Consider the following 22,060-nt stretch of genomic DNA (forward strand, 5'->3'; position numbering starts at 1 on the left):
GCGACGGCCGCCGTCCCCATCAGTCCCGGGTGATCCTTTGTCTCCGCTTGGTCGTTGCCTGGTGCTTGGTCGTGCGCTGCGCGCGGTCGGCGGCGCCACCACGGAGAAGGGACATGCAGCGCATCGTGCCGGGGCCGGGACAGGAATCGGTGTGGGACTATCCGCGGCCGCCGCGGCTGGAGCGCTGCATGGCGCGGCTGCGCGTCGCATTCGCGGGCGTCACCATCGCCGACACGCAGGACGGCTATCGCGTGCTCGAGACCAGCCATCCGCCCGTCTACTACATCCCATCGCAGGATGTCGCGATGCAGTGGCTGCGGCGCGCGCCCGGCGGGTCGTTCTGCGAGTTCAAGGGCGTCGCCGGCTACTGGACGCTGGAGGTCGGCGGCCGCGTGTCCGAGCAGGCGGCCTGGAGCTACGAGCAGCCGACAGCGCCGTTCGCGCCGATCGCGGGCCATCTTGCGTTCTATGCCTCTCGGGTCGAGGCCTGCTTCGTCGGCGACGAGCGCGTTGCCGCGCAGGAGGGCGATTTCTACGGCGGCTGGATCACCTCCCGCGTCGTCGGACCGTTCAAGGGCGGGCCGGGTACGCGGCACTGGTAGAGACAGGCGCTCGTCCCGATGCGTGATCCGATGGCCGGTCTTGATCGTATGGGTGACGGCAGCCCGCGCATGCAGCGTGGCTTGACCTGGCAGGGGCAGCGAGCCTTGCTGGACGAGATATCATCTTCACGACGTCGGGGAATGCCATGCGACGGTTGATGAAGTTCCTGCACACGATGGGCGCGATCGGCATGATGGGCGCGATGGCCTGCCTCGTCGTGCTGCTCGGCCTGATCCCGCAGCCGTCGGTGTCGCTGTCGCATTACGCCGAGATGCGCGCCGCGATGGGCGCCATCGTGCGTTACGTGTTCTTCCCCTCGCTCGGCCTGACCCTGATCGCCGGCCTGCTCGCGATCGCGATCAACCGCGCGCTGCATAGCGCCGGCTGGGCGCTTGCCAAGCTGGCCTCCGGCATCCTGGTCTTCGAATGGGGTTTTGCCGCCGTGCAGGGTCCGATGCAGGAGGCGGCCGAGGAGGCCGCCCGCGCCGTCGCCGGCCAGATCGACCCGGCGACGCTTGCGCCCAACTTCGGCACCGAGCAGGGCGCCATCTGGGTCATGCTCGGCGTCGCCACCGTGAACGTGATCCTGGGCGTCTGGCGTCCGAAATTTACGAATCTGCCGGATTGATTGACCCCAGCGTTCCGCGTTGCAGCGCGCCAGCGTTTTCCGCCGACACTACCGCTCTCTCCTCTCCCCTCCCCGCAAGGGGAAGGGGAGCGCACCGCCGCAGACCGATCGCTCTGCGGATTTCGCGAAATTCCTCTTGCTATTTTTCAGAAATCATGTTTATGTCCCTCCATCCCGCCTCGTGCAGAGGGACGTACGCGTCGTCACGAACGTGGAGGTGGGCTGCGATGGACGTGACGGCGGCGCCAGACGAGCGCTCGCGGTCACGGACGGCGAAGTCGTGTGGTCCTGGCCGCTCGACGCTGAGGTCAAGTTCGCTTTCGATGCTGTGACGGCTCGGGGCGGGCGATGGGGGCAAGAACGCCGATCCCCAGGGAGAGCACGAAGGACACCGTTAAAACCGATCGCGCGGGGGAGGCCGGTTGTCAGGCCCGACCTGTGGTGACTGCCGCCTGCTTTCTTGTTGCAGGCGGGCCATGGGCCGCGGTCAGCACCCGGCCTTCCCCGCGCCCTCTCGTCGAGAGGGCTGACGGCCGCATCACCCGGGCACCGATCGTGCCGCGGGATCGCGAGCACGCATGCAAGATCACATGTTCAGGATGACATCAGGGGGCGGGCGCGCAGCCTTCGACGACGCGCATTGTCTTCAGCCGGTCATGCCCGACGTCAGCGCCGCCTCGGCGCTGACGCCGGCCATGTCGACGTCTTCAGAGCTGCGTCGCCCGCAGCTCGATCGTGAGCGGCGCGGTCGTCCGCCGGGCGGCCGGGTCGGCCGGCATCTGCACCACGTGGGCGCGCTGGCCGGTGGCCAGGTCGGTGACCTTGACGATCCGGCCATTGGAGAATTCGAGCGCATCGTGATGTTCAGTCGGCTTGTTGGTGTCGACCTGGCGGAAGCGGGCGAGATGCGCCCCGACCTTGCGGCGGAAGAACAAGCCCTTGAGGCGCACGTCGCCCTCGAAGGCGAGCTCGGTGCCCGGACGCAGGCACACCGCGGTCAACGGGTCGTCCTTGGTGCAGAAGCCGCGGGTCTCCGTGCCGGGAAAGCGACAGGAGACCAGCACGTCGGCAGTCTTGGCGTCACGGGAAGCAACAGTATGGAGGCTGTAGTCACACATGGAAAGCTCCTGAAGGCCACCAGCACTAAGCCCGCAACGGCGCAGCAGGAGAGTCGTTCCACGGTGTTGAAGCCCGTCACTCCGACGACGCCCGCCGCGGGACGGTCCCGCGGCGGGAACTCGCGATCAGGTGAGATGCGCGGCTTCTTCGGCCTCGTCCTCGGCGGCGCCCCAATGCGAGGCGTCCTTGATGGTCGGATCGATCAACTCGCCACGCAGCAGCGCCAGCGGCGACTTCCAGTACAGCGCGATGTTGTGGAACGGGTCGGTCAGCACCTTGAAGGCCCAGATCAGGCCGGTCGGGACATCCTGCGTCGCAAACAGCTGGATGACGCGAAACAGACCGCCGCCGATGCCGACCGCGAGCCAGAGCAGGCCGACGTGGCGGACGAAGTCCATCCGGCCGGCCGGCTCGGCGAACAGGCCGAACAGCGTCGGAAACGCGAACAGCGCCACCGGCACCAGGCCCCACACCGTCAGCAGCACGATCTTGCGGGTCTGATTGTAGCCGACCTTGACCGCCTCCTTGTAGTCATTGCTGACGCCGTTGACGTGGTCATAGCCGTTCGGTTCGAAGAAGAAGTGCCCGGTCTGCCGCGTCAGCATCGCCAGCCAGCCGACCAGGCCGGCCATCGCCGGATCCTTGAACAGCAGCGCATAGCACACGAGGAAGATCACGGCGCTGATCAGGTGCAGCGTCTGATTGATCCGGCTCTGATGATAGTAGCGATAGTCGTCGAAGCGCTGCGTCTGCAGCGTCTTGTAGTAGCGCGACATGCGAATCCCCGTGCCAGTGTGGAACGAGGCGAAGACGTAGAGGGCCTCGGTGAAGGTGGCGTGACATTATGATGTTGTCACAATGAAACCGGCCGGGAGCGGATCGGGAGGCGATATGAGCACGAACACGCCAATCCTGTGCCGGCGAGTGAGCCGCCTGCGGGTCTCTTTTCCTGCCAGAGAACGCGCACGCGCGGCTTTGATCGGGATCAAAACCGCGCCGAAAGTCGAACAAGAATTGATGCGGTCAGCCGCCGGGCGACCTCGCCAGCCGGATCGCCTCGCTCAGGATCGCGCGGTCGCCGATATGGTTGGCGAGCAGCAGCACGAGTCTGGCGTTCATGCGCAGGGCCTCGTCCTCGCTGAGGTCGCGCTGGCCACCGATCAGCTCGGCATAGAAGTCGTCGGGATCGCGAATGTTCGGGGTGAGGGTGAGGCTCATGCTGCAAGCTCCTGCTGGGCCGCGGGGCGCCTGCCGCAGGCGCGCCGGACCGCATCCGTGATCGCGTCCCCGTCGAACTGCGGCCAGCGGGCGCTGACATATTGATCGGGGCGGAACAGATAGGTCGTGCCGGGCGAGGCGCCGTATCGTGCCGCGAGCAGGCCCTTGGGATCGGCGAGGTCGCGGCCGACGACGAGCACCCGCGCCGTGATGCCGTCGATGCTGAGCTGCTCGGCGGTGACGGCGTTGTCGAAGGTGACAACCGTGAAGCCCGAGCCGAGGCAGTTCAGGAACCAGCCGGGCTCGCCCGCGACCATCACCGGCGCGTCCGCGGCATTGATACCTGGCGTCATCGCGCCGGGTACGCTGCCGCCGTCAGGCGTGTTCAGGGACGATGCGGCATAGGGCGTCGGCGTCGACAGCCGGCCGCTGTTGACCAGCGGCCGCGCAAAGCTGTGGTGCTGCGCGAGGTCGAGCACGGCGTCGCGGAAGGTGCGGCTCGCTTGTGTCTTCGGCGTGATGAAGTCGGTCGCCCGCGTCGAGTTCAGGATGTTGTCGTCGGCCGCGTAAGCGCGTTCCTCGTGATAGCTGTCGATCAGGCTCTCCGGCGCCTCGCCGCGCAGCACCATTGCCAGCTTCCAGGCGAGGTTGTCGATGTCCTGCACGCCGGTGTTGGCGCCGCGGGCGCCGAACGGCGACACCTGGTGCGCTGCGTCGCCGGCGAACAGCACGCGTCCCCGGCGGAAATTGTCGATCCTCCGGCAGGCGAACTGATAGATCGACACCCATTCGAGCTCGAACTCGGCGGTCTCGCCGAGCATCGCCCGGATGCGCGGGATCACGCGCTCGGGCTTCTTCTCCTCGTCCGGATTGGCGTCCCAACCGAGCTGGAAGTCGATGCGCCAGATGTTGTCCGATTGGCGATGCAGCAGCACCGACTGTCCCGGATGGAACGGCGGGTCGAACCAGAACCAGCGCTCGGTGGGGAAGTCCGCCTTCATCCTGACGTCGGCGATCAGGAAGCGGTCCTGGAAGAACTGGCCGGTGAACTCGGCGCCGACCATCCGGCGGGTGTCGGAATTGGCGCCGTCGCAGGCGATCACCCATTGCGCCTCCATGGTGAAGATGCCGTCGGGCGTCTCCACCGCGAGCTGCGCGCAATCCTCGCTCTGCTTCAGGCTGACGAGGCGATGCTTCCAGCGCAGATCGACCAGCGGGCTCCTGCTGCAGGCGTCGACCAGGATCTCCTCCAGATAGTATTGCTGCAGGTTGATCATCGCCGGCCAGCGATGGTCGGGCTCGGGCAGCAGGTCGAACTGATAGGAGAGCTGGTCGCGGAAGAACACCTTGCCGATGTTCCAGCTCACGCCTTTCTCGACCATCGGCGCGGCGCAGCCGAGCCGGTCCCAGATCTCCAGCGGGCGCTTGGCGTAGCACACCGCGCGGGAGCCGATGCTGACGGTGTCGTTGTCGTCGAGCACGACCACCGGCTGGCCGCGGGCGGCGACATCGAGCGCCGCGGTGAGGCCGATCGGCCCGGCGCCGATCACGACGATCGGATGGCGGCGGGTCTCGCCGCTGCGCTGCTCCGCCGAGCAGACATAGGGAAATCGCGGATAGACATAGTTGCTCATGGCTGCCTCGCCTGGCGCGTTGCGGTCGGGACTGTCGGAACGAGCAATCGCTCAGTCGCTGCCGGCGAATTCCTTCTCGTGCATCCAGGCGGTGTGCCGCGGCGGCTTCCTGGTCGTGGCCCATTCGTCGACCATGGCGTGGGCGACCGACTTCATCCGCGTGATCTGCTCCGGCGTCGCGGTCCAGGCCGCGATCTCCAGCCGGTGGCCGCTCGGATCATGGAAATAGATCGACTTGAAGATGGTGTGGTCGGTGATGCCGACGACGTCGAGACCGGCGGCCTCGGCGCGGGCCTTGGCTTCCTCGAGCTCCTCCATGTCCTTCACCTGGAAGGCGATGTGCTGGGTCCATTCCGGCGTGTTCGGATCGCGCCCCATCGGCGGCGAGTTCGGCAGCTCGAAGAAGGCGAGGATGTTGCCGTTCCCGGCATCGAGGAAGATGTGCATGTAGGGATCTGGCGCCTTGGTCGAGGGCACCTTGTCCTCGGCGATCGCGCCGAGCAGGTCCATGTTGAGGACCTTCTTATAGAACTCGACGGTGGCCTTGGCGTCGACGCAGCGATAGGCGACGTGATGAATCTTCTCGATCTGCACGATGGTCCTCCCATGATCATTGTTGGCAGGATAGTAACGAATGATACGATTGTGTGGCTTTGATCCAGATCAACCCGATGTGGATCGGATCGAGGTCGCCGGGACGAGCGCCTGGAACGGACGAAGGCAGGGGATGCGATGACGAAGGTGGCCAACGAGACCCGCGGCCGGACAAATGGAGAGGGGGCCGCCGAGCCCGAGCTTCGGCTGCAGCGCTATTTTCCCTACCGGCTTGCCCGGCTCGCCGAGCAGGTGTCGCTGGCGGTGGCGGAGGTCTATGCCGACCGCTTCGCGCTGTCGCGCCAGGAATGGCGGATCCTGGCGGCGCTCGGCGAGCAGCCGCGGCTGCCGACCAAGGAGATCGGCCGGCTGACGACTCTCGACAAGATGAATGTCAGCCGCGCCATGCAGAGCCTGGAGGCCCGCGGCATCGTCAGCCGGAGCCGCGATCCCGCGGACGGCCGCGAGCGGATCGTGGCGTTGACGGCTGCCGGCAGAGGGCTGTACCGCAGGATCGTGCCCCATGCGCTGGCGCGCGAGGCCGATCTGCTGAGCGTGCTTTCGGCCGCCGAGATCGCGACCCTCGACACGGTCATCGACAAGCTGCTCGCGGCCGCCGAACGATCGGTCGACGATCCCCCTGGCCGAAAGGCTTGATCGGTGCCGCCGCCGCGCTATATCGACGGTCTCTCTCCACCCCTGATAGCATGGGCCAACGTACGACGATGACCGACACCGCCACCGTTAGCCATTCCTTCCAGGCCGAAGTCTCCGAGCTGCTCCATCTGATGGTGCATTCGGTCTACTCCGAGACCGACATTTTCCTGCGCGAGCTGATTTCGAACGCCTCGGACGCCTGTGACAAGCTGCGTTACGAGGCGATCGCCAGACCCGATCTGATCGGCGACGGCGAGCCGCCGCAGATCCGCATCATCCCGAACAAGGCCGCTGATACGCTGACCATTGCCGACAGCGGCATCGGCATGGAGCGCCAGGAGCTGATCGACCATCTCGGCACCATCGCCCGCTCCGGCACCAAGGCGTTCGTGCAGAAGCTGGCCGAGGCCAAGGACGGCACCGGCCTGATCGGCCAGTTCGGCGTCGGCTTCTATTCGGCCTTCATGGTCGCCGACCGCATCCAGGTGATCAGCCGCCGCGCCGGCGGCGGCGAGGTCTGGACCTGGACCTCGTCGGGCGGGGCGGGCTTCGAGGTGGCGCCCGCGTCCGAGGAGGATGCCAAGCGGGTTGCGCGCGGCACCGAGATCGTGCTGCACCTCAAGGACGACGCGAAGAAATATCTCGAAACCTATGAGATCGAGCGCATCGTCACCGCCTATTCCGACAACATCCAGTTCCCGATCATGCTGGTGCCGGAGGAGGGCGAGCCGCGCCAGATCAACTCCGCCAGCGCGCTGTGGCAGCGCTCCAAATCCGAGCTGACGCCGGAGGACTACAGCAAGGCCTACAAGTCGATCGCGCATGCGTTCGACGAGCCGGCGATGACGCTGCACTACCGCGCCGAGGGCCGTTATTCCTACGCCGTGCTGCTGTTCGCGCCGTCGACCAAGCCGTTCGACCTGTTCGAGCCGGCGCGCAAGGGCAAGGTCAAGCTGTACGTCCGGCGCGTCTTCATCACCGATGACGCCGACCTGATGCCGGCGTACCTGCGCTTCATCCGCGGCGTGATCGACAGCGAGGACCTGCCGCTCAACCTGTCGCGCGAGATGCTGCAGAACAATCCGCAGCTGGCGCAGATCCGAAAAGCCGTGACGACGCGGGTGATCAGCGAGCTGGAGCAGCTTGCCGACAAGGACGCAGAGAACTTCGACAAGATCTGGGATTCGTTCGGCGCCGTGATCAAGGAAGGCCTGTACGAGGATTTCGAGCGCCGCGACAAGCTGCTGGCGCTGTCACGCTTCACCACGACATCGGGCGAGCGGCGCTCGCTGAAGCAGTATGTCGAGGGTCTCAAGGAGAACCAGACAGAGATCTATTTCCTGGTCGGCGACAGCATCGAGCGGCTGAAGTCCAATCCGCGGCTCGAGGCCGCCAAGGCGCGTGGCGTCGAGGTGCTGCTGCTCACCGATCCGGTCGATGCGTTCTGGACCTCGGCGCGGCTGGAGTTCGACGGCAAGCCGCTGAAGTCGCTGAGCCAGGGCGACATCGATTTCGACCCGATCCCGGTGACGGAGCCGAAGTCTGAGGATGAGGCGCAGCCGGCGGCCGACGAGGCCAACACGATCGCGCTGATCAAGACGAGCCTTGGCGAGCACGTCACCGACGTCAAGGTGTCGACGCGACTTACCACCAGCGCGTCGTGCCTGGTGGCCGGCAGCCATGGTCCCGATCGCGAGCTGGAGCGCATCCTGTCGCAGCAGGCGCGCGGCGCGCGCACCAAGCCGATCCTCGAGATCAATCTGCGCCATCCGCTGGTCGTGGCGGTCGCCAAGGCCGCCGCCGACAAGGCCAGGGTCGACGACCTGTCGTTCCTGCTGCTCGAGCAGGCGCAGATCCTCGACGGCGAGCTGCCGGAAGATCCCGCGGCCTTCGCGGCCCGTCTCAACCGGCTGGTGCTGCAGGGCGTCGCTGGAGCGTGAGATAGGCCAATGTGGGCGCGGAGGTCAGTTCTTCGCGCTCACCTGCGGGACCAGCTTGCGCCAGTGCATGATCTCGGCGCGGTAGGTCGCGGCATAGACGCCGACGTCGCCGGTGAGCGGCGTGGCGCCGACCTCGGCGAACTGCCTGCTGATGTCTGGATCGGCCAGCGCGGCGTTGATCTCGCGGTTGAGCAGCTCGACGATGGCTTGCGGGGTGCCGTGCGGCACCGCGACGCCGTAGAAGCCCGAGGTTTCGAACGCCGGCAGCACGTCGGCGACCGGCGGCAGATCGGGGAAGGCGGCCGCGTGCTCGCGCGTCGTCACGGCCAGCGCCCGGACCTTGCCGCTGCGCAAAAGGTCGACGGCGGACGCGGCGGTGTCGAACATGGCGTGGATGTGGCCGGAGGCGAGGTCGGTCAGGGCCGGTCCCGAGCCACGATAGTGCACGACGGACCAGGTGATGCCGCCGAGGGTCCGGAACAGCTCGGCCGACAGCAGCTGGACGGTTCCCGGACCGGCGGAGCCGACGCTGAGCTTGCCCGGGTTGGCCTTGGCGTAGGCCAGGAATTCGGGCAGCGTCTTGACCGGCAGCTGCCGGCTGACCAGCAGCAGCAGCGGCATGCGCGCCATGCCGGCGACGGGGATGAGATCACCTTCGGTGCCGGCGGAGTCGTCGGTCGAGGCCGTAATGACGTTGGCGGTCGAGGTCGCAAGGATCGTGTAGCCGTCCGGCGCGGCGCCCGCGACGCTCTTGGTGGCGGTCGCGCCGCCCGCACCCGGCCGGTGATCGAGCACGAAGGGCTGGCCCAGTCGGCGGGTCAGCCGGTCGCAGATCAGGAGCGACAGCCGGCCGGTGGCTCCGCCCGGGGCAAACGGAATGACCCAGGTGACCGGCTGAGCCGGATAGGGCGCATCAACTCCGGCGAATGCCGTGGTCGAAGTCATGGCTGCAACACTGCTCCAGGCGGCGCAGCGCAGCAATGCGCGTCGTGTCATCGTGTCCTTGGGCATGCCGGCCTTCGCGTTGGCATGTTCTGGGAGCGGTACGCTAACCGGCATTTCCGAGAACTTCGTAAAGGATCGCATTCGCATCAACAGCCACGCACTCTCGGCCGGTTAACCCTCCCGATTAACGGCTGGTGAGGCCACACCGCCTATAAGCACGCCGAATTGGGGTGAGGGCGTTCATGAACTCCGGGCAGTCGGATCGATCTGTGGAACTCAGCACGGCCTCTCGGAAGCCGTCGGCGGCGAAGATCTGGCTGAAGGCGATCGATCTGACCTCGCGCATCGAGGCAGAGCCGGCGCGGCTGTTCGCCGACGTGGTGGACGACTGGGCTGCGAAGCAGCCCGAACGGCCGGCGCTGGTCTCCGATCGCGAGACGCTGAGCTATTCCGCCCTGTCTGCGCGCATCAACCGATACGCCCGCTGGGCGCTGGCCAACGGCATCGGGCCGGGCCACACGGTCGCCTTGATGATGCCGAGCCGGCCCGACTACTTGGCCGCCTGGCTCGGGATCAGCCGCGTCGGCGGTGTTGTTGCGCTCATCAACGCCAATCTCATCGGACCGTCGCTCGCGCATTGCATCAATGTGGCCCGGCCAATCCATGTGATCGTCTCCAAGGACTTCCACGAAGCCTATACGGAGGTTGCGCCGTTGATCGCGGGCGGGCCGCGTGTCTGGTTTGCCGACGGCGGCGATCTCGACGTCGCGATCGCCGCGATGGATACGCACGCGCTCGACCCAACCGAGCGCCGCGCTGTGACGATCAACGACCGCGCGCTGCTGATCTACACCTCCGGCACGACGGGCCTGCCCAAGGCCGCCAGCATCAGCCATCGCCGCATCATGAACTGGGGCGGATGGTTTGCCGGCCTCACCGGCGCAGGTCCCGACGATCGCCTCTATGACTGTCTGCCGGTCTATCATTCCGTCGGCGGCATCGTCGCGCCCTGCAGCATGCTGCGCGCCGGGGGAGCCGCGGTGCTCGCCGAGAAATTCTCGGCGCGCAATTTCTGGCGCGACATCGTCCGTCACGATTGCACGCTGCTGCAATATATCGGCGAGCTCTGCCGCTATCTGCTGGCCGCCGCGCCGTCCGATTTCGACCGCGCGCATCGGCTGCGGCTCGCCTGCGGCAACGGCATGCGCGGTGACGTCTGGGAGGCATTCCAGGCGCGTTTCCGCATTCCTCAAGTGCTGGAATTCTATGCCGCGACCGAAGGCAACTTCTCGCTCTACAATGTCGAGGGCAGGGTGGGATCGATCGGGCGCGTGCCGTCGCTGCTCGCGCATCGCTTTCCCGCCGAAATCATCAAGCTGGATGCCGACCAGCGCGCACCCTTGCGCGGAGCCGACGGACGGTGCCTCGTCTGCACGCGCGGCGAGATCGGCGAGGCCATCGGCCGCATCGGTACGGCGGACAAGGGAGGCGGTCGCTTCGAAGGCTATACCGATACGGGCGAGACGGAGAAGAAGATACTGCGCGACGTCTTCGAGAAGGGCGATGCCTGGTTCCGCACCGGTGACCTGATGCGCCAGGACGACCAGGGCTTCTTCTATTTCGTCGATCGTCTCGGCGACACCTTCCGCTGGAAGGGCGAGAACGTCGCGACCAGCGAGGTGAACGAGGCGATCCTGCAATGTCCCGGCGTGTTGGAAGCATCGACCTATGGTGTTGTCGTGCCGGGGACCGATGGGCGCGCCGGGATGGCCGCGCTCGTCGTCGGCGACAGCTTCGATCTCGATCGTCTCTCCGTCGAACTTGCCCGAAGGTTGCCGTCCTACGCGCGGCCGGTGGCGCTCCGCATCACGTCGTCGCTGCAGTCGACTGAAACATTCAAGCAGAAGAAGCAGGAGCTGATGCGCGACGGCTTCGATCCGTCGGTCGTGCACGAGCCGCTCTACGTGCGAGACGCCGGGACAGGTGCATATTACCCGCTCGATCGCGATCTGCATGCGCGGATCCTCGCCGGCGAGGTTCGTTTGTAGGTGATTTTAATCATAGGCCATGATGGGCATTTACCAACGGTCCAGAAACATCGCGGGCCAGTCCGGGTTCCTTCACCTTCTGGCCCTATGGTCGGTTTCATCGTTTGAACAGTGAGCGGATTGGCCCATGTCGGTACGGTTAAGAATCATTGCAGCGATCAAGCAGATTGCGGAAGAGCAGAAGGTCAAGCTGCCGCCGCTGACCGATGAGCTGACGTTGCATGAGACCGGCTTCGACTCGCTCGCTTTCGCCATCCTGGTCGCCCGTCTCGAGGACGATCTCGGCGTCGATCCGTTCACCCTGTCCGAGGATGTGACGTTCCCCAACACGATAGGCGACTTCATCGGGGCCTATGAGAATGTCCCCGCGTGAGATCTTCGCCCTTCGCGACCATCTCGGGACCGCGCTGACCGAACGGACGATCTCCGATCCGCGTCACGTCATATCGCTCGCCGAGCTCTCGCGCGGAAGCAGCCTCGGCGGCCGCACCGAAGAGCTCAACGGACGTTCGGTGCTGCTGGCGACCTCCGGCCAGCTCCTCGCCGGCCTTGCGCTGATCGAGATCGATGGCGTCGCACGACGTCTCCTGTTGTGTCCGCCGGATCTCAAGGGCGAGCATCTCGCCAGCATCATTGCCGATGCGGACATCGACGCCATCGTGACCGATGAGGTCCAGCGTTTCGACGCCTGCGGCGTCGATCTCGTGATCGAGGTCGCCCTGCCGCAGCCTTCTGCCGCGGTCGTGCAGACGGTGCGCGCCACCGAATGGCTGATGCTGACATCGGGTACATCGGGCGTGCCAAAGATTGTCGGGCATACGCTGGACGGTCTGTGCGGCGCGATCATCGGCGACCGTCCGGTACCTGGCGAAGCCATGCCGGTGTGGGCGACGTTCTACGACATCCGCCGCTATGGCGGCCTGCAGATCTTCCTGCGCGCCATCGTCGGCGGCGGCTCCATGGTATTGTCGGATCCGGGCGAGGGACTATCGGACCACGTCGCGCGTCTCAACGCACGCGGCGTTACGCACATGTCCGGAACGCCGTCGCATTGGCGCAAGCTGCTGATGAGTGGGGCAGTGGAAGGCTTCGCGCCGCGCTATGTGCGTCTCTCCGGCGAGATCGCCGACCAGGCCGTGCTCGATGGATTGAAGCTGGCATTCCCCCACGCTTCGATCGGTCATGCCTACGCCTCGACCGAGGCCGGCGTCGGCTTCGCCGTCAATGATGGGCTGGAGGGCTTTCCTGCGACGCTGCTCGGCGAAGGCCGCGGTGCCGTCGACATGAAGGTCGCCGACGGCTCGCTGCGCATTCGCTCCAAGCGCGCCGCGCACGCCTATGTCGGACGCGCTGCGGCCGCCCTGACCGATACGGATGGTTATGTCGATACCGGTGACATGGTCGAGCTGCGCGGCGATCGCTACTACTTCGTCGGGCGCCGCAACGGCATCATCAATGTCGGCGGGCTCAAGGTCCATCCGGAAGAAATCGAGGCCGTGATCAATGGCCATCCCGAGGTGCGGATGTCGCGCGCCAAGTCGCGGCGCAGCCCGATCACCGGCGGCATCGTCGTCGCCGAGGTCGTGCTGACGGCGGATGCCGATCCGGCGCGGACCGAGGCGGTCCGCAATGAGATCCTCGCCGCGTGCCGCGCGCGCCTCGCGCCCCACAAGGTGCCGGCGATGATCCGTATCGTGCCGGCGCTCGACGTCACACCGGCCGGCAAGCTGGCGCGCGCCGATGCGTAACGTTCTCGTCACCGGCGGCAGCCGCGGCATCGGGCTCGCCATCGCGCGCAGGCTCGCTGGCGCTGGCTATGACGTCGTCACGGTGGCCCGCCGGGAAAGCGAGGAACTGCGCGCTGCGATCGCCGAGTTCAGCGCCAGCAGCGCCGGCATTCATTTCCGCGCCTGCGACCTCAGCATCGTTGACGAACTACCCGCCTTCGTGAAGTCGGTGCGCGACGAGTTTGGTCCGCTCTACGGTCTCGTCAACAATGCCGGTCTCGGCACCGAGGGCCTGCTCGCGACCATGCATAATTCGGAGATCGAGGCCCTGGTGCGGCTGAACGTGCTGGCGCCGATGATCCTGACGAAATATGTCGTTCGCCACATGATGGCCGCGGGCGAGGGGCGGGTGATCAACATCTCCTCGATCATCGCCTCCACCGGCTACAACGGCCTGTCCGTCTACGGCGCGACCAAGGCGGCGGCCAACGGCTTCACGCGCTCGCTGGCGCGCGAGGTCGGCAAGGTCGGCATCACCGTGAACGCGATCGCACCGGGCTTCATCGCCACCGAGCTGACGCAGAGCATGGACGAGGAGCAGCAGCGGCGCATCGCCGGCCGCAGCGCGTTGCGGCGGCTGCCGGAAACGGATGACGTGGCGGCGATGGTTGAATTCCTGCTCGGCGATGGCGGGCGCAATGTCACCGGCACCGTGCTGACGGTCGATGCAGGCAATACCGCCTGAGCCATTTGCGGCGATCGGTCGCTCTCGCCGTTGATTTCGCTCAAGGGTCCGACGGGCGGCAGCAGCGATAGTGCCGGCGCAATCCGGAACCGGTATCCATGTTCGAGCGCATTCTGCGGTGGACCCTCGTCGCGATCGCAATCGCGGGCCTCGCCGCGGGCGGCCTCGCGCATGTGCTCGGTCGCCCCGATCTTGCCGGGATCGCTTTTACGGCCTCGACCGTTCCGGTCATCCTGGGGCTGATCGTCTCGATCGTCCGCGATGTCCTGGCCGGCCGCATCGGCGTCGACGCGATCGCGCTGGTGTCGATGAGCGCGGCGATCATCCTCGGCGAGCCGCTGGCCGGCGCTGTCGTGGCGCTGATGTATTCCGGCGGTAACGTGCTCGAAGACATTGCCGTCGCCCGCGCCGAGCACGATCTGCGCGCGCTGGTCGATCGCGCGCCGCGCGAGGCACATCGCCGCCGTGGCGACCAGATCGACAACGTTCCGATCGCCAGCGTCGCGGTCGGTGATCGCCTGATGGTCCGCGCCGGCGAGATCGTCCCGGTCGATGGCATGGTCGAAGCGACCATCGCGGTCGTCGACGAGTCGGCGCTCACGGGGGAGCCGATCCCGGTGACGAAGACGCGCGGGATGGCGATCCTGTCGGGATCGGTGAATGCCGGCGACACGTTCGAAATGGCGGTCACCGCCACTGCGGGCGAAAGCACCTATGCCGGCATCGTCAAGCTGGTGACGACGGCCCAGACCGCGAAGGCGCCGTTCGTGCGGCTTGCCGACCGCTATGCGCTGATCTTCCTGCCCGTCAGCCTCGCCATCGCGGGGGCCGCCTATCTGGCTTCGGGCGATCTGATCCGGAGTCTTGCCGTGCTGGTGGCGGCAACGCCGTGCCCGCTGATTCTCGCTGCACCCGTCGCTTTCATTGCCGGCGTGGCGCAGGCGGCCCGAAGCGGCATTCTGGTCAAAGGCGGCGGCAAGCTCGAGGCGCTCGCGCGCGCCCATACCGTGCTGTTCGACAAGACGGGCACGCTGACCGTCGGCGGCGCGCGGCTGCTGTCGGTCGACGCCGCGCCGGGCGAGGACGCCGATGCGGTGCTGCTGCTCTGCGCATCGCTCGAGCAGGCCTCGCACCACGTGGTGGCGCACGCGATCGTTCAGGCCGGCCAGGCGCGCGGGCTGAAGCTGAAGGTGCCCGAACAGGTCAGGGAAACCATGGGCTCGGGCCTCGAAGGTCTGATCGATGGCCGCCCTGTGATGGCCGGCTCGCGCGACCTCGTGCTCGGCAGCCGGACGCCGCCGCCCTGGGCGGCGCGCGCGATCCGCCGGGCGTCGTGGCGGTCGGCGCTGATCGTCTTCGTTGCGATCGAGGGGCGCCCGATCGGGGCGCTGCTGCTGGCGGACGAGCTGCGCGCGGATACGCCGCGCGCGATCCGCTGGCTCCGCGAGGCCGGCATCGCGCGCATGGTCATGGTCACCGGGGACCGCGCCGCGGCCGCCCAGGCGATCGGCGCGGCGCTCGACCTCGACGCCGTGCTGGCGGACCGTGTCCCCTCCGACAAGGTGGAGGCGGTCAAGAGCGAGCAGCGGCTGCATCCCACCATCATGGTGGGCGACGGCATCAACGATGCTCCGGCGCTGGCCTCCGCCGACGTCGGCATCGCGCTCGGCGCCCGTGGTGCCAGCGCCTCGTCGGAAGCCGCCGACGTGGTCATTCTCGCCGATCGGCTCGATCGCGTCGGCGAGGCGATCGTGATCGCGCAGCGCGCCCGACGCATCGCCCTGGAGAGCATCTTCGTCGGCATGGGCCTGTCGTTCGTGGCGATGGGGGCCGCGGCCTTCGGCCTGCTGCAGCCGGTGCCTGCGGCCCTGGTCCAGGAAGCCATCGACGTCGCCGTCATCCTCAACGCGCTCCGCGCTCTGTTCCCGGCCGGCCGCAGCAAGGCCGGCCGGATCACGGCCGAAGACGGCCGAGGGCTCAGGCATGATCACCAGGCGCTGCTGCGCGGCCTCGACCGCCTGCGCGCGATCGTCGATGCGCTCGACGAAGCCCCGCCCGACGGCGCCGTGGCGCTGATCATGGAGGCGAACGGCGTGGTGCAGGACAAGGTCGTGGCGCATGAGCGCGACGACGAGGGCTCGGTCTATCCGAAGCTTGCTCGCCTCCTGCAGGAGAGCCACGGCCTGTCGGCAATGAGCCGCGCGCATCGCGAGATCCTGCATCTGGCGCGCCTGCTCGGCCGGCTGGTCGAGGATCTGCCGTCCGAACATGTGGACCGCTATCTGATCCGCGATGCGCAACGGGTGATCGAGGCGATCGAGACGCTGGTCCGCATGCACACGGCGCAGGAGGACGACATCTACGAGGCCGTGGTGGCGCGCTCGGCCGCCTGAGCCGTTCGCGTCAGCCTGGATGCCGCGGCAGGTCGATCCGTTCGTTGGCAAATTCCGCAGGACCTTCGATCAGGCGGCGGATCCGCCGCTCGCGCTCCTCGGCGGACAGGCTCGGATCGAGCATCCGATCGATCAGCCGGATCGCATTCTGCTCGATGGCGACGGGATCCCGCGACGTGGGCTGCCCGGCTGCGGCCGGCCGCGATGCATGCAGGCCGATCGTGAGCAACTGGCCGATGGCGTCGGAGCGTGTCATCTGGTGAGCCTCCGCCCAGGCGTCGATCTCGGCGGTGAGCTCCTGGGACAGCTTCACCGCGCTCACCGCATCATGTCCCAGCCGGACGGCCGGGCTGTGATCCCTGCGGACGTCGGAGAATGGCGTCATTTGTTTGCCGGACGTCATCTGCCTGTTGATCATATCAGCCTAAAGTATACGGGAGGGACGGGGATTTGATTTCGATCAAGGACGGCTTAAGAAAGCGGCCTTCTCGCGACGGTTCCGCCGCCGAATGCCACGCGTGCCGCTGCCGCCAGGCAGGCCACGGAGCGTAATACCGTAGACAGTCAGCAAGCCCATGCGATTCCTCCACACCTTCCAGGTCTTCGACTTCCTCGACACGCTCGTGAGCCTGTTCACGGCGTTCGTGCTGGGCACGCTGATCGGCGCCGAGCGGCAATACCGGCAGCGCAGCGCCGGCCTGCGCACCAACGTGCTGGTCGCCGTCGGCGCGGCCGCCTTCGTCGACCTCGGCAACCGCCTGACGGGCGCCGACGGCGCGGTGCGCATCATCGCCTACGTGGTGTCGGGCATCGGCTTCCTTGGCGCCGGCACGATCATGAAGGAGGGCATGAACGTCCGCGGGCTCAACACCGCCGCGACGCTGTGGGCGTCCGCCGCGGTCGGCGCCTGCGCCGGCGCCGACCTGATCGCGCAATCGGTGGCGCTGACCGTGTTCGTGCTGGCCGGCAACACCTTGCTCCGGCCGCTGGTCAATGCGATCGATCGCATCCCGCTCAATGCGCAGACCTCGGAGGCGAACTACGAGATCGTCCTGACCACCGACGGGCTGCGCGCCGCCGAGCTGCGCGAGGCGCTCGACGAGCGGCTGGAGGCGGCCAAATACCCGGTGCGGGAGACCGAGGTCGTCTATCGCTCCGAGGACATCGTCGAGATCATCGCGACGCTGGTGCCGCTCGCGGTCGATACGGTCGATCTCGACCGCGTCGTGTCCGAGCTGGCGAAGCTTGCCGGGGTCCGTCATGCGACTTGGAACGTCAGAGCGCTGGTGTGACGGCATTGGCGGACCAGCATCGCCGCGTCGGCGGCGGGGCGCTCGCCACACCTCGTGGCTGGCTGCCGCCGGCGACGGTCGCAAGCTCCCCACCCACGTCATGGTTCGACATCCCCCAGCATCGCTCATCGCGCCCATGCGAGAGTTCCATGCCGCGTCTGAACCATCGCTGAATGCGATGGCCGCCGGTCGAGGCTCTGCCGTCAATGCCCGCCGCGGGCGAAGATCTCGTAGAAGCCGAGCACGATCTCGCAGGCGATCAGGATGACGACGATGACCTCGAGCCGCAGCGAGCGCTTGGTGTCGATGATGTCGGCGAGCGTGGTCGCCGTCTCCGCGATCACCGCGAGCTTGCGGTTGAGGGTGTCCTCCCGCTCCTTCAGCTCATACTCGTCCTCGAGCCGTGCATAGAGCCGTTCCAGATCGGGCCGGTCCCACAACACGTCCGGCTTCTCGCCGACCGCCACGCGGCCGGAGACGCGGTGCTGCACCAGCAGCGCCTCGCCGAGCAGCTTGAGCATCGCCACCCGGCTCTTCGATGTCCGCCCCAGCAGCGCCAGCTCGCGCGCGAACGGCTCGATCGTGTCGAACACGTTGGCGATCTCGCGCTCGCTGCGGCCGAGCACGACGCTCTTGGCCAGCGCATCGGCGACGATGAGCAGCCGCTCCAGCGACAATTCCTTGACCAGGACCGGGCCGCCGACCGGGATCGGCTCGTCGGATTCGCGCGCGACCTGGACCTTGGCCGTCTCTTCCTCGTGCGGCGTGATCGGGCCGAACAGCCGCGCGCTCAGCCGGTCGAGGAAGTTGATCTCCTCCGCCACCGACAGGCCGATGAAGACGACGACGCCGTAGCGGAAGACCACGGCGATACCCGTCTCGCCGATGCGGACCGCCAGCGGCGTCGCCGACAGCACCTGGCCCTCGAAGCCGGCGGTATTGATGCGGTCCGCGATCTGGAGCGCGCGGGCGGCGAGTTGTGGAACGGGTGAGGTGTCGGCCATGATGGCGATAGGCTAGCACGTCAATGCCGATGGAACGATAACGCGGTGCAATCCGTCAGGCGACACGTCCGCTGCCTAATATCGTTGCCTGAACCCGCTTGACAGGAAAGAACGTAGCTCCTCATTGGACGCGCACCCCGGACGGATGCCTCTCAATGTCGAAGACCAGCGCTGCGGACTACTATGCCTCGATTCCGGTGTTTCGCGGCTTCGCGCGCCTGATGGAGCCGCAGCTCTACCAGCCGGTGCCGGATGACTGGCTGATCGGCACGGCTGACATCGTCGAGTCGACCAAGGCGATCGCCGACAGGCGCTACAAGGCGGTCAACATGGCCGGGGCTGCGGTCATCGCCGCGGTCACCAATGCCTTGGAAGGGCGCGAATTCCCATTCGTGTTCGGGGGCGACGGCGCGAGCTTCGCCGTCAGCCCGGATGACGAAGCGGCCGCGCGCGAGGCCCTTGCCGCGACCGCGACCTGGGTCAGGGAGGATCTCGATCTCGCGATGCGTGTCGCCCTGGTGCCGGTGAGCGCGATCCGCGCGCAGGGCCTCGACGTCCGCGTGGCGCGCTACGGTCCGTCGGCCAACCTGTCCTACGCGATGTTCGCAGGCGGCGGACTGGGCTGGGCCGAGGCCGCGATGAAGCGGGGCGAGTTCGCGATTCCGCCGGCGGCGTCCGGTGCGCAGCCCGATCTGTCCGGGCTGTCGTGCCGGTTCGAGGAGATCCCGGCGGCACGCGGCCTCATCCTGTCGGTGCTGGTGCTGCCGGCCCCCGGCGCCGATGCGCAGGCCTATCGCAAGGTGATCGAGGAGATCATCACCCTGACCGAACGCAGCCCCGATGCCGGGCGGCCGGTGCCGGCCGGCGCGCCGGCGCTGCGATGGCCGCCGCAGGGATTCGGCTACGAAGTCCGCGCCGCGCGCGGACCGCTGTTGTCGCGCTGGGCCCGCGTGCTCGGACGGACGCTGTTCGTCTATGCCGTGATGCGGTTCAACATCAGCATCGGCGGCTTCGTGCCGGATCTCTACAAGCAGCAGGTGGTCGAGAATTCCGACTTCCGCAAATATGACGATGCGCTGCGCATGATCCTCGACTGCACCGACGAGCTCGCGCAGGACCTGGAGCGCCGGCTTGGCGCGGCGGCGTCGCGCGGCATCGTCCGCTACGGGCTGCATCGCCAGGATGCCGCGATGATGACCTGCTTCACGCCGTCCGCGATCCGGCCGGATCACGTCCACTTCATCGACGGCGCGCGAGGCGGCTACGCGTCGGCTGCGACCGCGTTGAAGGCCGCGGTCGCCTGAGCGCTGATCAGCGCGCGCGGGTCCAGGTCTCGCCGCCGCACAGCGATCCGACGCAGCCTTCCACCTTCAGCGTGTCCGGGCCGGAGACGGAGATGTGGCTGGTGTAGCTCTGGCCGTCATCGGCGTTGTAGATCTTGCCGGACCATTTGTTCGGCCCCTCCGCGTGAACGCCTTCGAACAGTTGCAGGCCGATGATCGGGCGGTTGGCAAGCGCGCGATTCGGATTCTTGTTGTCGACGGCCGGCTTGCCGGTGTCGGTGTCCATCGGCTCCTTCAGCCACACGACGGTGCCGCAGAGACCGGCGCCGCATTTGGCGACCTTGATCCTGGCGTCGCCGGCCTGGGTCAGCCAGGTGCCGGTTGGATCATCGGCAGCCAAAGCGGGCTGCGCCATCACGACGGTCGCCAGCGCAAGACCAGCCAAACGCAATTTCCAAATCATCTTACCCCCCGTTGAAGCCGCGTTTCCATAACAGCAAACGGCGCAGTTGCAATCGCAGAGCAGCGGTTGTCCAAAGCGGGATCATCACGATCAGGTGCATCGCCGACGGAACGTCTCAATCCCTTGCTCGGTTGTCTCATGCACTGGAAATGGCTTTGACTGCCGCGACAAACTCCATTGTCGTCCCGGCCTGGTGCGCAATTGCGCACGCGGCGCCGGGACCCATACCCCCAGGGAGGGGTTTGAGGCAGACTGGTCATTGGCATTGTGCCCATCACGTCCGCCGCGGCGTATGGGTCCCGGATCGGCGCCGCGACGCGCTGGCGCGCGTCACGGCTTGTCCGGGACGACAGTGGTGAGTTTGGCGGATTTACGACTCAAACAGCTGATGACAGGGCCGGGACACGGCAGCGCGGCCTCGCGGCATGTGATGCCCGAGTGCTGCGATCCATGTGGCCCTCTTGAAAGTGCGGAGGGCGCAGGGAATGCCGGGTGAAGGCCTCACCCATGGCCCGCCTGCGAAAAAAATGCAGGCGGCAGGTACCACAGGCAAAGCCGAACACTCCGGCATTCCCTGCGCGACGGTCTTCACGCTTATACGCAGTCTCCCTGGTGCGCCGGGCTTGTTGGCCACCATGCCGCGACCATGCTTGCGCATTGCGCGGGTGACACCAGCGTCGGGGTGTCAGGACGCTGCGACTTCACGTCCGCGAGGTATCGTTCGTCCGCATCCTCGTCGAAGAGAATGCTGCGATCACTCGCGGCCATCGCATCCCCACCTCGCGTGTCGTGACGATCGCGCGCTACGCCCCTCTGCGGTGAGGCGGGATGCACGGAGATAATCATGATTTCCGATAATGCGCAAGTGAATTATTTTTTCCGGAAGTTGCGCCGGGCGCTGCGCTGTCGTCCCGGTCGGGACATGGTTTGGACTGCCGCGACAAACTCCGCTGTCGTCCCGGCGAACGCCGGGACCCATACCCCCAGGGAGCGGTTTGAGGCACGCTGGCCGTTGGCCTTTCGCGTCTCGCAACCGCCGCGGCGTATGGGTCCCGGATCGGCGCCGCGACGCGCTGGCGCGCGTCACGGCTTGTCCGGGACGACAGCGGAAGGGAGAACGGATTTACGATTCAAACAAGGGAGGGGAGAACGGAGTCACCACGGCAATCCGCAGAGGTCGATGGTGCCGCGGGTCGGCGCGGTGCGCTTGACGTCGTGGACCAGCGCGGACAGCCGGTCGAAGCGGATGCGGCCCTGCTCGGGCTGCTCGGCGTAGACGTCGCCGTCGAACGGGATGAAGCCTCTCGCCGTGTAGAAGGGGATGCGATCCGCCGCGCAGAACAGCACGGCGTAGTTGATCGAGTCCTCGTGCCGCAGGGTCTGGATCGCCGCGTTCAGTCCCACCGTGGCGAGGCCGCGGTTGCGCATGTCGGGACGCGTCAAAACGCCGCCGATGCCGGCGACATTGACGTTCTGGCCGTTCCACTTCACGAGTCGGCGATAGATGCCGACATGGCACAGCACCTCGCCCCTGTCGTCCTGCACCAGCACCCGCAGGTCGGCATGCGCAAATGTGATACCAGCCCACGGCAAACCGGCGACCACCTCCGGCGGCCAAACCGCGTCGTAAAGCGGCTTGACCAGCGGCCAGGCGGCGTCACCATTCAATACGTCGATCTCGATGCTCATCAAAGCGGCTCGCTTTTTCCAAATTCACGGTGTTTTACGGTGTCGGAACCTTCTATAAGAAGGTCCCGTTAAATCCCG

The 22,060-nt window shown here is 66.9% G+C and carries 21 protein-coding genes; 11 read left to right on the forward strand and 10 right to left on the reverse strand.

Annotated features, from left to right (window positions below; translation table 11 throughout):
* Window positions 1-113: 113 nt before the first annotated feature.
* Both QX128_RS04215 and QX128_RS04220 read left to right on the forward strand, forming a co-directional pair.
* Window positions 114-602 carry a DUF427 domain-containing protein gene (locus QX128_RS04215; RefSeq protein WP_316179682.1) on the forward strand — a complete coding sequence of 163 codons (489 nt, stop codon included), beginning with the start codon at window positions 114-116 and terminating at the stop codon, window positions 600-602.
* 146 nt (window positions 603-748) lie between these two features.
* Window positions 749-1,231 (forward strand): hypothetical protein, encoded by a 483-nt coding sequence (locus QX128_RS04220; protein ID WP_316179681.1) that lies wholly within the window; start codon window positions 749-751, stop codon window positions 1,229-1,231.
* Window positions 1,232-1,938: 707 nt separating this feature from the next.
* Here the strand turns inward: QX128_RS04220 and QX128_RS04225 are convergent.
* The 5 genes from QX128_RS04225 to QX128_RS04245 all read right to left on the reverse strand — a co-directional run bounded on the left by QX128_RS04225 (window position 1,939) and on the right by QX128_RS04245 (window position 5,796).
* Window positions 1,939-2,349, reverse strand: coding sequence for a hypothetical protein (locus tag QX128_RS04225; protein WP_316236767.1), 411 nt, complete (start codon window positions 2,347-2,349; stop codon window positions 1,939-1,941).
* A gap of 126 nt (window positions 2,350-2,475) precedes the next feature.
* Entirely contained in the window at window positions 2,476-3,126 is a 651-nt protein-coding gene (locus QX128_RS04230; protein WP_315802691.1) for an Mpo1-like protein, read from the reverse strand.
* Window positions 3,127-3,373: 247 nt separating this feature from the next.
* Window positions 3,374-3,568: a DUF2783 domain-containing protein gene (locus tag QX128_RS04235; RefSeq protein ID WP_315802692.1), complete on the reverse strand. Its 195-nt coding sequence runs from the start codon at window positions 3,566-3,568 to the stop codon at window positions 3,374-3,376.
* Window positions 3,565-5,202 carry an FAD-dependent oxidoreductase gene (locus tag QX128_RS04240; RefSeq protein ID WP_316236768.1) on the reverse strand — a complete coding sequence of 546 codons (1,638 nt, stop codon included), beginning with the start codon at window positions 5,200-5,202 and terminating at the stop codon, window positions 3,565-3,567. Before QX128_RS04240 ends, QX128_RS04235 begins: the two co-directional genes overlap by 4 nt.
* 51 nt (window positions 5,203-5,253) lie before the next feature.
* Complete coding sequence (locus QX128_RS04245; RefSeq protein WP_315802694.1) at window positions 5,254-5,796, reverse strand: VOC family protein; 543 nt, start codon at window positions 5,794-5,796, stop codon at window positions 5,254-5,256.
* A 138-nt stretch (window positions 5,797-5,934) separates the two neighbouring features.
* Between QX128_RS04245 and QX128_RS04250 the strand changes: the two genes are divergently transcribed.
* On the forward strand, window positions 5,935-6,453 hold the full coding sequence (locus tag QX128_RS04250) for a MarR family winged helix-turn-helix transcriptional regulator (protein WP_315802695.1): 519 nt from the start codon (window positions 5,935-5,937) through the stop codon (window positions 6,451-6,453).
* Window positions 6,454-6,521: 68 nt separating this feature from the next.
* Window positions 6,522-8,393 carry a molecular chaperone HtpG gene (gene htpG / locus QX128_RS04255; RefSeq protein WP_316236769.1) on the forward strand — a complete coding sequence of 624 codons (1,872 nt, stop codon included), beginning with the start codon at window positions 6,522-6,524 and terminating at the stop codon, window positions 8,391-8,393.
* Window positions 8,394-8,417: 24 nt separating this feature from the next.
* Here the strand turns inward: htpG and QX128_RS04260 are convergent, their stop codons facing one another.
* Window positions 8,418-9,404, reverse strand: coding sequence for a tripartite tricarboxylate transporter substrate binding protein (locus tag QX128_RS04260; RefSeq protein ID WP_316236770.1), 987 nt, complete (start codon window positions 9,402-9,404; stop codon window positions 8,418-8,420).
* 176 nt (window positions 9,405-9,580) lie between these two features.
* On the opposite strand from QX128_RS04260, the gene QX128_RS04265 reads away from it, so the two are divergent.
* The 5 genes from QX128_RS04265 to QX128_RS04285 all read left to right on the forward strand — a co-directional run bounded on the left by QX128_RS04265 (window position 9,581) and on the right by QX128_RS04285 (window position 16,251).
* Window positions 9,581-11,386, forward strand: coding sequence for a long-chain-acyl-CoA synthetase (locus tag QX128_RS04265; protein ID WP_316236771.1), 1,806 nt, complete (start codon window positions 9,581-9,583; stop codon window positions 11,384-11,386).
* A 127-nt stretch (window positions 11,387-11,513) separates the two neighbouring features.
* On the forward strand, window positions 11,514-11,759 hold the full coding sequence (locus tag QX128_RS04270; RefSeq protein ID WP_315802699.1) for an acyl carrier protein: 246 nt from the start codon (window positions 11,514-11,516) through the stop codon (window positions 11,757-11,759).
* Window positions 11,746-13,134, forward strand: coding sequence for a fatty acid--CoA ligase family protein (locus tag QX128_RS04275; protein ID WP_316236772.1), 1,389 nt, complete (start codon window positions 11,746-11,748; stop codon window positions 13,132-13,134). Before QX128_RS04270 ends, QX128_RS04275 begins: the two co-directional genes overlap by 14 nt.
* The gene (locus tag QX128_RS04280; RefSeq protein WP_315802701.1) at window positions 13,127-13,858 is read left to right on the forward strand and encodes an SDR family NAD(P)-dependent oxidoreductase; all 732 of its coding nucleotides are present in this window, start codon (window positions 13,127-13,129) and stop codon (window positions 13,856-13,858) included. The genes QX128_RS04275 and QX128_RS04280 overlap by 8 nt, the downstream gene beginning before the upstream one ends.
* Before the next feature lie 98 nt (window positions 13,859-13,956).
* Window positions 13,957-16,251: a heavy metal translocating P-type ATPase gene (locus QX128_RS04285; RefSeq protein ID WP_315802702.1), complete on the forward strand. Its 2,295-nt coding sequence runs from the start codon at window positions 13,957-13,959 to the stop codon at window positions 16,249-16,251.
* A 10-nt stretch (window positions 16,252-16,261) separates the two neighbouring features.
* Here QX128_RS04285 and QX128_RS04290 read toward each other — a convergent pair whose 3' ends face one another.
* A complete protein-coding gene (locus tag QX128_RS04290) occupies window positions 16,262-16,669 on the reverse strand; it encodes a hypothetical protein (protein ID WP_315802703.1) in 408 nt (135 codons plus the stop codon).
* A 157-nt stretch (window positions 16,670-16,826) separates the two neighbouring features.
* Here QX128_RS04290 and QX128_RS04295 point away from each other — a divergent pair, with 157 nt between their 5' ends.
* The gene (locus QX128_RS04295) at window positions 16,827-17,543 is read left to right on the forward strand and encodes an MgtC/SapB family protein (protein ID WP_315802704.1); all 717 of its coding nucleotides are present in this window, start codon (window positions 16,827-16,829) and stop codon (window positions 17,541-17,543) included.
* Between the two features lie 203 nt (window positions 17,544-17,746).
* Here the strand turns inward: QX128_RS04295 and QX128_RS04300 are convergent, their stop codons facing one another.
* Window positions 17,747-18,547, reverse strand: coding sequence for an RMD1 family protein (locus QX128_RS04300; RefSeq protein WP_316236773.1), 801 nt, complete (start codon window positions 18,545-18,547; stop codon window positions 17,747-17,749).
* Between the two features lie 155 nt (window positions 18,548-18,702).
* Between QX128_RS04300 and QX128_RS04305 the strand changes: the two genes are divergently transcribed.
* Window positions 18,703-19,851, forward strand: a complete 1,149-nt coding sequence (locus QX128_RS04305) for a DUF3095 domain-containing protein (protein ID WP_316236774.1) — start codon at window positions 18,703-18,705, stop codon at window positions 19,849-19,851.
* A 7-nt stretch (window positions 19,852-19,858) separates the two neighbouring features.
* Here the strand turns inward: QX128_RS04305 and QX128_RS04310 are convergent, their stop codons facing one another.
* Window positions 19,859-20,293 (reverse strand): DUF2147 domain-containing protein, encoded by a 435-nt coding sequence (locus tag QX128_RS04310; RefSeq protein WP_315802707.1) that lies wholly within the window; start codon window positions 20,291-20,293, stop codon window positions 19,859-19,861.
* Window positions 20,294-21,448: 1,155 nt separating this feature from the next.
* Window positions 21,449-21,982: a GNAT family N-acetyltransferase gene (locus QX128_RS04315; protein WP_316236775.1), complete on the reverse strand. Its 534-nt coding sequence runs from the start codon at window positions 21,980-21,982 to the stop codon at window positions 21,449-21,451.
* Window positions 21,983-22,060: the final 78 nt, after the last annotated feature.

Source organism: Bradyrhizobium sp. SZCCHNR1015, assembly GCF_032489875.1.
In the GTDB taxonomy this organism is placed as follows: Bacteria; Pseudomonadota; Alphaproteobacteria; order Rhizobiales; family Xanthobacteraceae; genus Bradyrhizobium.